General features: G+C 40.5%; 9 protein-coding genes and 1 tRNA gene. 3 read left to right on the top strand and 7 right to left on the bottom strand.

Annotated elements, in window-relative coordinates:
* Positions 1 to 556 precede the first annotated feature (556 nt).
* From KO529_RS08235 to KO529_RS08205, 7 genes are all read right to left on the bottom strand, one after another.
* Positions 557 to 631: transfer RNA gene (locus tag KO529_RS08235), tRNA-Val, on the bottom strand.
* Positions 632 to 728: 97 nt separating this feature from the next.
* The gene (locus KO529_RS08230; protein ID WP_215947440.1) at positions 729 to 1,940 is read right to left on the bottom strand and encodes a bifunctional folylpolyglutamate synthase/dihydrofolate synthase; all 1,212 of its coding nucleotides are present in this window, start codon (positions 1,938 to 1,940) and stop codon (positions 729 to 731) included.
* A gap of 125 nt (positions 1,941 to 2,065) precedes the next feature.
* Positions 2,066 to 2,965, bottom strand: coding sequence for an energy transducer TonB (locus tag KO529_RS08225; RefSeq protein ID WP_215947439.1), 900 nt, complete (start codon positions 2,963 to 2,965; stop codon positions 2,066 to 2,068).
* Complete coding sequence (locus KO529_RS08220; RefSeq protein WP_031445231.1) at positions 2,965 to 3,351, bottom strand: ExbD/TolR family protein; 387 nt, start codon at positions 3,349 to 3,351, stop codon at positions 2,965 to 2,967. The genes KO529_RS08225 and KO529_RS08220 overlap by 1 nt, the downstream gene beginning before the upstream one ends.
* Positions 3,352 to 3,361: 10 nt before the next feature.
* Positions 3,362 to 4,054, bottom strand: coding sequence for a MotA/TolQ/ExbB proton channel family protein (locus KO529_RS08215; protein ID WP_072865676.1), 693 nt, complete (start codon positions 4,052 to 4,054; stop codon positions 3,362 to 3,364).
* Positions 4,055 to 4,103: 49 nt separating this feature from the next.
* Entirely contained in the window at positions 4,104 to 5,468 is a 1,365-nt protein-coding gene (gene nhaD / locus KO529_RS08210) for a sodium:proton antiporter NhaD (RefSeq protein WP_215947438.1), read from the bottom strand.
* Positions 5,469 to 5,480: 12 nt separating this feature from the next.
* Positions 5,481 to 6,707 carry a Glu/Leu/Phe/Val dehydrogenase dimerization domain-containing protein gene (locus KO529_RS08205; RefSeq protein ID WP_215947437.1) on the bottom strand — a complete coding sequence of 409 codons (1,227 nt, stop codon included), beginning with the start codon at positions 6,705 to 6,707 and terminating at the stop codon, positions 5,481 to 5,483.
* Between the two features lie 240 nt (positions 6,708 to 6,947).
* On the opposite strand from KO529_RS08205, the gene KO529_RS08200 reads away from it, so the two are divergent.
* From KO529_RS08200 to KO529_RS08190, 3 genes are all read left to right on the top strand, one after another.
* Positions 6,948 to 8,090: an acyl-CoA dehydrogenase gene (locus KO529_RS08200; RefSeq protein ID WP_215947436.1), complete on the top strand. Its 1,143-nt coding sequence runs from the start codon at positions 6,948 to 6,950 to the stop codon at positions 8,088 to 8,090.
* A gap of 318 nt (positions 8,091 to 8,408) precedes the next feature.
* Complete coding sequence (gltB, locus tag KO529_RS08195; RefSeq protein WP_215947435.1) at positions 8,409 to 12,917, top strand: glutamate synthase large subunit; 4,509 nt, start codon at positions 8,409 to 8,411, stop codon at positions 12,915 to 12,917.
* Positions 12,918 to 12,924: 7 nt separating this feature from the next.
* Positions 12,925 to 14,391, top strand: coding sequence for a glutamate synthase subunit beta (locus KO529_RS08190; protein ID WP_215947434.1), 1,467 nt, complete (start codon positions 12,925 to 12,927; stop codon positions 14,389 to 14,391).
* Positions 14,392 to 14,458 lie beyond the last annotated feature (67 nt).

The following is a 14,458-nucleotide window of genomic DNA, read 5'->3' as shown; positions in this document are numbered from 1 at the left end:
CCAGATTTTGGACTTGATCCGTAAAAAGTAAGCTGGTCGCGGTTGAAAATAAATATGATCCTATGAAATTCTATAGTGAAAGGGTGAATTTTATACTTCTCCATTTAGATATGTATATTATGGATTGGGAGAACGCGAATAGCCAATAACACAATTCATAGAAAGTTTATGTTGAAAGATGGTTTTAGTTCTCATAACTATAGGGACATACTGGATCACCTAAGAGAGAATGGGTTTTTGAGCACTGAAGATGTAGACAAACTACTAAAAGAGTATACTACCACCAAAAAATTACTTTCGATTGTATAACCAAAGAAAAGTCCCTTATAGTATCGGAAGCCTTAATTGACAATTATCACAGAACAAAGTTCAAGTAAAAGATTTAAAATTTCTTTGCGTTTAAAAATTGCGGAATATCGTCAAATGATCTCATTTGCAATTACGATGTGTTAAATTTTTGTTAAAATCCAAAAGTGAGCACAAAGTGTGCATTTTCTAAAAATACAAAGAATAAAAAAGGGCCTCCAATCTCTTGGAAGCCCCGTCTTTGTTACTGTGGGCCCTACTGGGTTCGAACCAGTGACCCCCTGCTTGTAAGGCAGGTGCTCTGAACCAGCTGAGCTAAGAGCCCTAATTAATCAGTATTTAAAATCGCTTCCTGATTTCTCCAGAAGCGAGTGCAAATATAGAATAGTTTTTAATTTCCCCAAAGGAAAAAATAGAAAAATTTATACAATTTCCGCAACAACGAAAGTACTCCCCCCTACAAACACAAAATCCAATTTTTTCGCAACCCTTAATGCAGTTTTAAGCGCTTCATTTACAGATGGATAAGACTCTCCCTGCAAACCATAATCCATTGCCCGCGATTTAAGGACAACCTCATCCAAACCTCTTTGAATATTTGGTCTACAAAAATAATAATGGGCGTTTTTTGGAAAAAGAGGTAAAATCTGTTCTAAATTCTTGTCCTTTACAAATCCGATCACCATATGTAGGGCTGTAAATTCCTGTTGCTTTATTTGATCCAAAACAATGGACAAACCTTCCGTATTGTGTGCTGTATCACAAACAACTGTTGGATGTTCGCCAATATATTGCCACCTGCCCAGCAATCCTGTATTTTCAGAAACCTTCAACAAGCCATCTACAATATGCTTCTCCCTAATGTTAAAACCCTTTAACTCCTTAATGACAGCAATAACTCCCTTGACGTTTTTGGTTTGGTAACTCCCCAGCAAAGAAGTTTTATAGATTCCAGGGATTACCTCCCCTGCAAAGGTTATTCTAGAGCCTCTTTCCCTTGCTATATTATTAAAAACCGTCGCTGTCTCTTCCTGAAGCTCACTTATGACCACTGGCACTCCTGGCTTAATGATACCCGCCTTCTCATAGGCTATTTTGGCAATAGTATCGCCCAGCATCTCCACATGATCATAGCCTATATTCGTAATCAATGACACTTCGGGTAGAATTATATTGGTAGAATCCAAACGACCTCCCAGTCCAACCTCCACAATCGCTATATCAATATTTTCCTTTTCAAAGTATTGAAAGGCCATTCCCACTGTCATTTCGAAAAACGAAAGGTCATGGGCCTGTAAAAACAATTTATTTTTCTTTATAAAATCGACAACGAATTTTTTACTGACCGGTTTTCCATTAATCCTGATCCGCTCCCTAAAATCCTTTAGATGGGGTGAAGTATACAAACCGACCCTATAACCGGCCTCTTGCAAAATAGAGGCCAACATATGACTACTGGACCCTTTACCGTTGGTCCCTGCCACATGTATACTTTTAAATTTCCACTCAGGATGACCTAAATATGCGGAGAGGGACTGTATATTATCCAACTTACCCTTAAATGCAGAAATTCCCTTTTGTTGGTACATGGGCAGTTGCGCGAACATCCATTCCAAAGTTTCCTGATAGGTCATTTATAGTCGTCTGTTGAAGTTAGAACATAGTGCCATTGCAATACCTTCTCTTAATCTAATTAAAAAAGTAAATGAAAATGTAAAATTACTGCAGGAAATTTGTTTTTGGGCAATGAAGGAAACCTTTATTCCCCCAATTTAAAATTCACCACTACAAAACCAACTTGTTGACTAGGGGCGTTGGAATCCAAATTCCATTGATGCATAAAAGCAGTTTTTTTGGCAGGTTCCAACAAGCAGGGATGGGTATTGGTAGTACCTCTTACCCCAGGGGTAGCACTAACCACTTTACCATTTCTGTCCACAACAATTTTCACTACAACCCTTCCTTCTTCGTTGCATTCTTGTTGCACCTTGCCTTTATTCACCAAAGATCTTCCATTGAGCCCATAACCTCCGGTACCACTGCCCGACCCGGGACTTCCGTAATAACTAGTTGCGTATGGGTCGCCGTCTGGCTGACCTTTATCCCCCGCCTTATTATCATCACCTTCGCCACCAGAAGCGGTTCCTTCGGATTTATTTATACCCCCGATCAACTCATCGAGTTTATTCTTTTTTGCCTGTTGTTCTTTCCTAACCTTTTCTTCAGCTTCCTTCTTTTCGCGAGCAATACGCTCCGCCTCGGCCTGAGCCTTTTTGGCTGCTTCGTCCGCCTTGCGTTTAGCTTCCTGCTGTTGTTTTATTTTTATGGATTCTTCGCTTTCCTGGGTAAGTAATTTTTCGGCAGGTTTCTCCTTGGCCACTTTTTCCTCCGGCACCTCTTCTACCACTTCTTCCACTTTTTCCTCTTGAACCTTAGGCTCTTTAATGGGAGTGTTGAGGGGTTCTGATTTAATCTTTTCTTTGGGTTGCACCCTGCCGCTACCAAAATCGGTTGTTCCAAAGTTCACCGAAATACCATTTTCTATTGGAGGATCCATGTATGTGAGTCCAATATAAAAAAGCAATAGCAATAGTACACTCAACAGAATTGTGGTAAGTGTAAATGATTTTTTCTCGTGTCTCGTGTTAAGTAATGACATTAATTTGGTCGCACTGCCAAAATAACCTTGTAATTATTCCTATTGGCAATATCCATTACGTTCACCGCTTCTTTAATGGCTACGCTCTCTTCTGCCCTAAGAATAATAGTAGGTTTCTCCTGCCCTTTTAGTGCCTTTTTTAATTCAATTTCTATATACTGTCCGTTAATCTTCTCGTTGTTTACAAAATATTCCAAATTCTTATTAATGCTTACCGATACATTTTGGGTATTTGTAGATTTCCCCTTTGCTTTGGGCAATAACAGATCCAATGCATTGGGCGAATTTGCAGTTAGCATAAAGAATATAAGCAATAGGAACACTATGTCCGTCATAGAGGACATGCTAAAATCTGGACTAACTTTATTTCTACCTTTTAGTTTCATTTGATATGTTCTAAAGAGGTTCGTTCAATAAATCTAAAAATTCCACCGCATTGGCTTCCATTTTATGTACTACCTTATCTGTCCTGTTTACTAAATGGTTATATCCTATATAAGCGATAATACCTACAATAAGACCGGCTACGGTAGTGGTCATTGCCGTATAAATACCAGAGGCCAAAGAACCCATTTCCGCCTGTCCACCACTGGTTGCCATTTGATGGAATGCCAAAATCATACCAATTACGGTTCCTAAAAACCCGATCATAGGTGCGGCTCCGGCAACGGTGGCCAAAACACTCACATTTTTTTCCAATTTATATACCTCAAGGGTACCTGCATTTTCTATAGCGGTATTAATATCGTCCAAGGGCTTCCCTATTCTGGATATTCCCTTTTCCGTTAACCTAGCTACCGGTGAATCTGTCTGAGCACACAATATTTTGGCCGCATCCAATTTACCATTGGTAACATGGTCCCGTATCTGGTTCATAAAATTGCTATCTATCTTTGAAGCTGCCTTAATCGCAAAAATCCGTTCAAAATAAATATACAGTGCCACAAAAAGCATTACAAACAAAACACTTATGATTAAGATACTTCCTGTACCGCCATTTACTATTAAATCAATGACAGAAAGCGTCTTTTCCTCGGACACAACTCCCTCTAATCCTGCCTCTTGAGCCAGGTCTTGTATCAATAACATATATTTTCTTTATTTAAGTTGCCTTAATAACGGTCTTTTATCGATTAAATTATGCGTTCAACACTAAATTTCTAATTAATATAAATCCTATGGCACCGGCAGCAAATCCAAGGAATGCCAACCATGCTATTTTCTTCAAATACCAGAAGAAGTCTATTTTTTCCATTCCCATAGCCACAACCCCTGCTGCAGAACCAATAATCAACATACTACCGCCTGTTCCAGCGGAGTAAGCTATGAAATGCCAAACAGGATCATCCATCCCTACAGAGAACATTCCTATACTGGCCGCGACTAGAGGCACATTGTCTATTACAGCGGACCCTACACCAAGGAAAAGCACCACTAAATCCGACACCAATTCTCCGCCAGACTCTGTTCCCAACATCGGCATTACCTCATCCAAAGTTCCAGCAAAATGGAACAACATCCCCAAAGATTCCAAAGCTGCCACAGCCATTAAGATACCCAAAAAGAAAAGAATACTTGGCAATTCAATTTTGGAAAGTGATTTATGTACTGGGCTGTGATGTGATTCTGCCTCACTTTCACCATCTATGTTGGAAATACTGAATTTGGAACTACTATATACTTCTGCAAATGTAGCTACCAAAGCCAAAGAAAGCATCATACCAACGTAAGGTGGCAAATGTGTTATGGTTTTGAAAAAAGGAACAAATATAATAGCCCCTAATCCTAAATAAAGCATGGTTGCCCCGTATTTGGACTTAGTTGGTTCCTCTTCATCCATGTCTGCATCAATATTCCCAGAAAATGCCTTGTACCTACTGGCAATAAAGGTGGGAACCACCATACAAATTATAGAAGGCAAAAGAACGTGTTCTATCAACTGGGCCGCAGATACCTTATTGGCAATCCACAACATGGTAGTGGTAACATCCCCAATTGGAGACCAAGCACCACCGGCATTGGCGGCAATGATGATCATACCTGCAAACCAAAGTCTTGTTTCCCTATCATTGATCACTTTCTGCAGAATGGTAATCAAAACAATGGTAGCGGTCAGGTTATCGATAATAGCTGAAAGTATAAAAGCCAAAATGGAGAACAACCACAACAATTTTCTTTTGCTCCTAGTTTTTATAAAACCTTTTATGGTTGCAAAGCCATCGAAATAATCTATTATTTCCACAATGGTCATCGCCCCCAGAAGGAAGACCAATATTTCTGCCGTTTTCCCAAGATGATGCAGCAAAATCTCATCTATATGGGTCGCCTCCAACTCCCGGAGCTCGGCATTGACCTCAAAAACCGGCATATGCGCCAAAGCTATAACCGCCCACAACAGAGCCATCATAGCCAAAGCGGGGATTAATTTGTCTATTTTAAGGTTATGCTCCAATGTTATTGCCAAGTAACCGGCAACGAATAAAATAATAATAATGGTCTCCATGCTATTATTGGTTTAGATTAATTGTTTCAAAGCAATCTCAAATCCGGTTTTACTGAGATTGACTTTTGATTTATTTTGGTCAAATATATTTAAAATTGCGTTTCTAATGGTATTTGAAGTGTCATTAAAAATAAGTTCGTCATCCATTGCCACCCTCCCCTCCATAAAATAGGCAAAGACCCGGGCCATTCCACAGTTGGATATAAAATCTGGAATTAGACTAACACGTTCGTCCGTATATTCCATTATTGGACCAAAAAATATTTCTTTATCAGCAAAGGGCACATTGGCTCCACAGCTGATCACGTCCAACCCGGCTTGGATCATTCTGGATATCTGTTCCTCAGTCACCAATCGGGATGCGGCACAGGGTACAAAAATCTCGGCGGGCAAATTCCATATTCTATCGTTCATTTCCGCAAATGGAATAATATTATCCGCAAAAAGCTCATTACCCTTTTTATTCAGAAAGAAAGTTCTTATTTCCTCCAAGGTATAGCCTTCCTCATTGATCACCCCTCCGGCACGATCTATAATCCCGACCACTTTGGCACCCATTTTGGCCAAATAAAAGGCCGCTGCGGAACCTACATTGCCAAAACCCTGAACAATGGCCCTTTTGCCTTTAACAGAACCACCGTGTATGTCATAATAATGTTTAACCGCTTCCGCCACTCCAAAACCGGTTATCATATCCGCAACCGTAAATTTTCTGGCCACCGAGGGTGAGTAGTCCTCCCCTTCCAAAACCTTAACAACCCCCAATCTTAATTGACCGATCCTATTGATCTTGTCCGCTTCGGTGGGCTTAAAGTGACCGTTAAAAACACCCTCTTGCGGGTGCCAAACGCCGGCGTCCTCCGTAATAGGGATAACCTCGTGAATTTCATCAACATTTAAATCCCCTCCGGTACCGTAATAACTTTTCAACAAAGGCGCTACCGCATGGTACCACCGTTTAAGTACCCCGACTTTTCTAGGATCGTTGGGGTTAAAATTAATACCGGATTTGGCACCTCCAATCGGTGGTCCTGAAACCGTAAATTTCACCTCCATTGTTTTTGCCAAAGATAAGACCTCGTTCATATCCAATCCTTCCCTCATCCTGGTACCGCCACCAGCGGCCCCACCGCGAAGGGAATTTATTACCGTCCACCCTTCTGCTTCCGTCTCTGGATCTTTCCAGTTGAAGACAATTTCAGGGGCTTTATTTTCATATATTTTTAATAACTCTTTCATTGCACCTTACAATTATTTTAATGATTTCATTTGCTAATAAGGGGACTCTTCACATCCTTATGGTTTATTTTACCAGCCTAGCTAATGTTGCCTCATAATTGATAAGTTCTTTTTACAGATAAAAAAGTATACAACCGAACAAATATAAAAATATAGATTAGGTTTTAATGTTTTTATTGCCCATTATTATTCCATTCTATACTCGTATATTTGTAATATTCTCATAATTTTTTCTAACAAATGGATTTTACACTATCGGAAGAACAGTTGATGATACAGCAGGCAGCAAGGGATTTTGCCCAAAATGAATTATTACCCGGGGTCATTGAAAGAGATGACGCCCAGAAATTCCCTGCAGAACAAGTAAAAAAAATGGGGGAACTCGGATTTATGGGAATGATGGTTGCCCCCAAGTACGGAGGAAGTGGTCTGGACACTATTTCATATGCCATTGTTATGGAAGAACTTTCCAAAGTAGACGCCTCAGCCTCGGTCATTGTATCTGTCAATAATTCTTTGGTATGTTGGGGACTGGAAACTTTTGGCAGCGAAGAACAAAAGGAAAAATACTTAACCCGATTGTCCACAGGACAAAGTATTGGGGCGTTCTGTCTTTCCGAGCCTGAAGCGGGCAGCGATGCCACCTCCCAAAAAACAACGGCTGTGGACCGAGGGGACCACTATGTACTAAATGGCACCAAAAACTGGATTACCAATGGAAATTCAGCTGAAATATATTTGGTCATTGCCCAGACCGATGTTTCAAAGGGGCATAAAGGGATAAACGCGATAATTGTAGAAAAGGGCATGCCCGGTTTTGAAATAGGCCCTAAGGAAAATAAATTGGGAATAAGGGGCAGTGACACTCACTCCCTTATCTTTAACGATGTAAAAGTTCCCAAAGAAAACAGAATAGGCGAAGACGGATTTGGTTTTAAATTTGCCATGAAAACACTTGCTGGGGGCAGAATAGGAATTGCCGCCCAAGCTTTGGGTATCGCAGCAGGCGCCTATGAATTGGCCCTTAAATATTCTAAAGAGCGAAAGGCTTTTGGTACCGAGATTAGCAATCACCAAGCCATAGCGTTTAAACTTGCAGATATGCACACCCAAATTGAAGCAGCGAGACATTTGGTCTACAAAGCGGCATGGGACAAGGACCAAGGCAATAACTATGACCTTTCAAGTGCAATGGCAAAACTTTACGCTTCCCAGGTAGCTATGGACACTGCCATTGAAGCAGTGCAAATTCATGGTGGCAATGGCTTTGTAAAAGACTACCATGTGGAAAGAATGATGCGGGACGCCAAGATTACCCAGATCTACGAAGGAACCTCAGAAATTCAGAAAATTGTAATTTCGCGTAGTATTTTAAAAGAATAATATTCACTAAATTAGATTTATCCCCTATTTTTACGGGGTAAAACCTGAAATAAATAAAATTAATAAATAACAACCCCTAATCTAAATGGGGTGATCAACCAGAAATAACCAATTTTACAATATTAACCCCCTGTTAATAGGAAAAAAATCAATATACAAAGCTTAATATTGAGGAAATCCCAAATTAACGGGCTCAAATATCAGAATATGCATTTTTTTTAACGTTGAATTATAAACGTTGAATTTCTTTCGCACTATTTAATATTGCACTGCATTAAATGTAAATATTTTGATATTTTTGAATAAATATGATAATTTATGAAGCTGAGAAAACAAGGATTGTACCTACCAGAATTTGAACATGACAACTGTGGCGCAGGATTTATTTGTAGTCTAAAAGGAAAAAAGTCGAATGATATTATTCATAAGGCTTTGGAAATATTAGAAAGGCTGGAGCACAGGGGAGCTGTAAGTTCGGATGGAAAAACTGGAGATGGTGCCGGAATCCTAATAGACATTCCACATGATTTTTTTCAGGACGTATGTAACTTTGAGCTTCCTGAACCAGGTAGTTATGCTGTGGGCAATGTCTTTTTACCTCAAAAGGAAAACCAACGTGACTACTGTATAGAGGTTTTTGAAAACAACATTAAAAAACAAGGTTTAAAATTATTGGGATGGAGGGAAGTACCTGTAAACAAATCCATACCTGGAAGAATAGCCGCAGAGACCGAACCTTTCGTAAAGCAAGTATTTGTTGCTAGAGAGAATGACGAACAAGATTTCTTCCATTTCAACTTAAAATTATTCATAGCCAGAAAGGTTACCGAACATACCATAAACGCTTCCAAGTTATCTGAAAGCAAGTTTTTCTATGTTCCGAGTCTATCCACCAAAATTATAATCTTCAAAGGGCTTTTGATGCCGGAAGATATCAGCTTATACTATAAGGACCTTATGGATCCAAGGGTAGTCACCAGATTGGCCCTTGTGCACCAACGTTTTTCCACCAATACATTCCCTACTTGGGATTTGGCCCAACCTTTCCGCTATATGTGCCATAATGGGGAAATCAATACCCTGAGAGGCAATGTTACAAGAATGCGTTCCAGGGAGGAATTAATGAAAAGTGATTGGTTCGGAGACGAAATAAAAAATATTATCCCTATTATATTACCAGGGAAGTCGGATTCCGCTACCATGGACATGGTCGTTGAATTATTGTTAATGACAGGAAGATCACTCCCTGAGGTTATGATGATCTTGGTACCCGAGGCTTGGGAAAAGAACAATGAAATGTCCGAAGCAAAAAAGGCATTCTATGAGTACCACTCCTGTTTAATGGAACCATGGGACGGTCCTGCCTCTATACCTTTTACCGATGGAAACTACATAGGTGCCGTATTGGACAGAAATGGATTGCGTCCATCTCGATATTCCGTTACAAAGGACGGTTATGTTATTATGTCGTCTGAGGTTGGGGTTGTAGAACTTGAGCCCGAAAATATTGAAATGCACGGAAGATTGGAGCCGGGAAAAATGTTCTTGGTAAACATGGAAGAAGGGCGCATTGTCAATGACGAAGAAATTAAGGAAGCAATTGCTTTAAGGTACCCCTACAAAGAATGGTTGAACAAAAATTTGGTTCACCTTAAGGATATCCCATACAATGACTGTCCACTTTTCTTAAACGAGGCTTCCGTACAAAAGAGAAAAGCAGTATTTGGATATACCTTGGAAGATATAAATACCATTATACTTCCCATGGGAAAAACGGCCAAGGAGCCATTGGGATCAATGGGGTCTGACACTCCTATCGCTATTTTATCCGATCGCCCCCAACTAATATATAACTACTTTAAGCAATTGTTCGCACAGGTTACCAACCCGCCATTGGATGGTATTCGCGAGGAGCTGATTACAGATATTAGCCTAACCTTGGGAAGCGATCATAACATTTTTGAATTTTCAGAGCTTCATTGCCGAAAATTAAAAATTAAAAATCCAGTTATATCCAAGGAAGATTTGGATAAAATAAAGAATTATGATGCCAGCCCTGACTATAAGGTAGTTTCCATTGCGATGCTTTATGACATTGATAAGGGACATAACGGCCTTGAAGATGCTTTGGAATCCATTTTAATACAAGCAGAACAAGCTATTGATGAAGGTGCCAATATCATTATTTTATCGGATAGAAATGTTAGTAAGGAAAAAGCTCCCATTCCAGCCTTGTTGGCATGTTCATTTGTAAACAGCGGACTTCAGAGGTTGGGCAAACGTTCCAAACTAAGTGTAATTATTGAATCTGCCGAACCTAGGGAAGTTCATCATTTTGCCTTACTATTTGGATTTGGGGCAAGTGCTATAAACCCTTATTTGGTCAACGAAATTATAGCGGAACAAATTGAAGAGCACGATATAACCGAATATACTTTTGAAGAAGCCATTAACAACTACAACAAAGCTGTTGGCAAGGGTATTCTTAAGGTAATGAACAAAATTGGAATTTCCACTCTAAACTCATACCGCGGATCCCAATTGTTCGAATGTATTGGAATAAACACCTCCACTGTAGACAAGTACTTCCCTAATACACCCACTAGAATTCAGGGTATAGGGCTTTATGAAATTGAGAAGGAAATTGCAAAACGTCATCACAGAGCATACATAGATAAAGAAATTGCCGCAAATTTAGATTTGGAAATCGGCGGACAATATCGCTGGAGGCGAGATGGTGAAAAACACCTTTTCAACCCTTTAAGTGTTGCCAAACTACAGAAGGCCGTTAGAAACAACGAACCGGAATCCTATAAGGACTTTGCCCAAATGGTGAACGAGCAATCCAAGGATTTAATGACCATACGCGGTCTTTTTGAATTCTCCAATTACGACCCCATTCCTTTGGATGAAGTGGAACCATGGACAGAAATAGTAAAACGTTTTAAAACTGGTGCAATGTCTTATGGCTCCATCAGCAAGGAAGCACATGAGAATTTGGCCATCGCCATGAACAGGATCGGTGGAAAAAGTAATTCCGGTGAAGGCGGGGAGGATGCAGAGCGTTTTTACAAGAACCAAACCGGGGATTGGAAAAACAGTGCCATCAAACAAGTTGCTTCCGGTAGATTTGGGGTTACTTCCAATTATTTGACCAACGCCAAAGAAATTCAGATAAAAATGGCACAAGGGGCCAAACCAGGTGAAGGTGGGCAATTACCCGGACCAAAAGTAAATCCGTCCATTGCCAAAACTAGAAATTCCACGCCATATGTGGGATTGATTTCACCTCCACCCCATCATGATATATACTCTATTGAGGATTTATCCCAATTGATTTTCGATTTAAAATCTGCAAATCGCGAGGCAAGGATCAACGTTAAATTGGTTTCCGAAGTGGGTGTGGGTACGGTAGCAGCCGGTGTTTCCAAAGCAAAGGCAGACGTTATTCTTATATCCGGCCATGATGGTGGTACCGGGGCTTCCCCATTAACATCCTTAAAGCACGCCGGACTTCCATGGGAATTGGGAATTGCCGAGGCGCAACAAACCTTGGTACTGAACGACCTAAGGAACAGGATAGTCCTGGAATGTGACGGCCAGTTAAAAACTGGAAGGGATGTAGCAATAGCTTGTTTGTTGGGAGCAGAAGAGTTTGGATTTGCCACAGCACCATTGGTAGCCTCAGGATGTATCATGATGCGTGTATGTCATTTAAATACCTGCCCAGTAGGTATTGCGACACAAAATCCTGAACTGCGCAAGAAGTTTGAAGGTAAGCCCGAACACGTTGTTAACTACATGTACTTTGTAGCCCAAGAACTTAGGGAAATAATGGCCCAATTAGGGTTTAGGACTATTGAGGAAATGGTTGGACAAGTACAAAAACTGGACCGTAAAAAAGCTTTGGAACATTACAAGGCTGCAGGTATAGACCTTACTCCAATTTTATATCAGGTTGATGTACCAAAAGGAACCAAATTCTACAATACCCAGAAACAAAAACACGATATTGAAAAGTCTATTGAGTTTGAAATATTGGAGAAAGCCCATCCGGCCCTGTTCAGGAAAGAAAAAATCTCTTTGGATTTCCCTATACATAATACCGATAGAGCCGTTGGTGCGATTACCAGTAATGAAATTTCAAAAATTTATGGTGTAGATGGTTTACCCGAAAACACCTTAAAACTTAATTTCACAGGATCGGCAGGACAAAGTTTTGGGGCATTTGCAACCAAAGGCCTTACCATGATCGTCAATGGAAACACCAATGATTATTTAGGAAAAGGGCTATCCGGAGCTAAGTTAATTATAAAAGTACCGTACAAGTCCACTTTAAAACCAGAGGACAACGTAATAACCGGAAACGTTACGCTTTATGGAGCAACCTCCGGAGAAGCCTATATAAACGGAAAAGCCGGTGAACGCTTCTGCGTAAGGAATTCAGGAGCACAGGCTGTCGTAGAGGGAATTGGCGATCATGGTTGTGAGTATATGACTGGTGGTACAGCAGTTATTCTTGGTGAAGTGGGAAGAAACTTCGGAGCTGGAATGAGTGGAGGTATTGCCTACATCTTTGATGAAAAAAATACCTTCAGAAGAAATTGCAATACGGAAGCTTTAAACCTATTAAAAGTAGAGGACGACAATGATATTGCTGAATTGAAAGGCCTTATAGAAAACCACTATAATGCCACACTTAGCCCAATAGCACAAAGGATCCTTGAAAATTGGGAAGATTGCCTACCAAAATTTATTAGGGTTTTCCCTGAAGAATACAAGCAGGCTTTGATACGTTTAGAAAAAGAAAAATTAGAAACGATATAATCGAAATATGGGAAAGATAACAGGATTTTTGGAATTCGATAGAAAAGTAGAAGAATACGCTCCTGTAGAGGATAGAGTGAAAAACTACAAGGAATTTACGCTCCCAATGAAAGAAAAGGAGCTTAAGGACCAAGGCGCAAGATGTATGGACTGTGGTATTCCTTTTTGTCACAGTGGGTGTCCGTTAGGTAATCTAATACCTGATTTCAACGACGCAGTTTACCTTGGCAAATGGGATAAAGCTGCAGAAATATTGCACTCCACCAACAACTTCCCGGAATTTACGGGTAGGCTTTGTCCCGCGCCTTGCGAGGAAGCTTGTGTATTGGGTATCAATGAAGACCCGGTAACTATAGAGAACATTGAGAAAAACATTGTTGAAACAGCTTTCAAAAAAGGCTGGGTAGTAGCAGAACCTCCCGCTAGCAGAACTGGAAAAACAGTTGCCGTTATTGGATCGGGTCCCGCCGGACTTGCAGCGGCCCAACAGTTGAACAGAGCAGGACACCTGGTTACCCTTTTTGAAAGGGATGAAAAAGTTGGAGGCCTTCTAAGATATGGTATTCCTGATTTTAAGATGGAAAAAAATATCATTGACAGAAGGGTTAAGATTTTAGAGGAAGAAGGTATTATAATTAAGACCGGTGTTCATGTGGGCGTTGATGTTTTGGCTACAGAACTCAAAGATCAATTTGATGCCATTGTACTTTCTGGTGGTGCCACCGTGAGAAGAGGACTGCCTATAGAAGGAGCAGACCTTAAAGGTGTAGTGCAAGCCATGGATTTCTTAAAACAAAATAATAAGCGCGTAGACGGTATTAAAGATCTGGGCGAGGAAATAAAAGCTACTGGCAAAAACGTTGTGGTTATAGGTGGGGGAGATACGGGATCTGACTGTATTGGAACCTCCATTAGACACGGCGCCACTTCGGTATCCAATTTTGAAATATTAGGGAAACCTCCAGTAGGACGTCCGGAAGATCAACCTTGGCCATTTTGGCCAATGCGATTGCGAACAAGTTCTTCCCACAAAGAAGGTGTAGAGCGCTTTTTTAGCATTTCCACCAAAAAATTCATTGGTGATAAAAATGGTAATTTAAAAGGACTTATTACTTCTGAAGTAGAGTGGGTTCCACAACCCGGACAACGACCTATGCTTAAGGAAGTTCCAGGTACTGAAAAAGAGTGGAAATGCGAATTAGCACTTTTGGCGATGGGCTTTACAGGTTCCGAAATGACAGTAGCCGAGCAATTGGGCCTTGAGGCCGATCCACGTACCAATATTAAGGCCAGTGAAGCCGATTATAAGACCAACGTCCCTGGCGTATTTGTAGCCGGTGACCAAAGAAGAGGGCAATCCTTAATAGTTTGGGCCATTTCCGAAGGTAGACAAGCGGCTTACCATGTAGATACCTATCTCATGGGAACGTCTTATTTACCATTAAAAGGAGAGGGAGACCTACCAAGGGTTTAATATATTTTCTGAAGACCGGAATAGATAAAAAAAATCCAACCCGTTACATGGGTTGGATTTTTTTTAT

Source organism: Arenibacter algicola, assembly GCF_018860365.1.
GTDB lineage: Bacteria > Bacteroidota > Bacteroidia > Flavobacteriales > Flavobacteriaceae > Arenibacter > Arenibacter algicola_B.
Note: the sequence above shows the minus strand (reverse complement) of the source record. Positions and strands in the feature narration are given on the sequence as shown.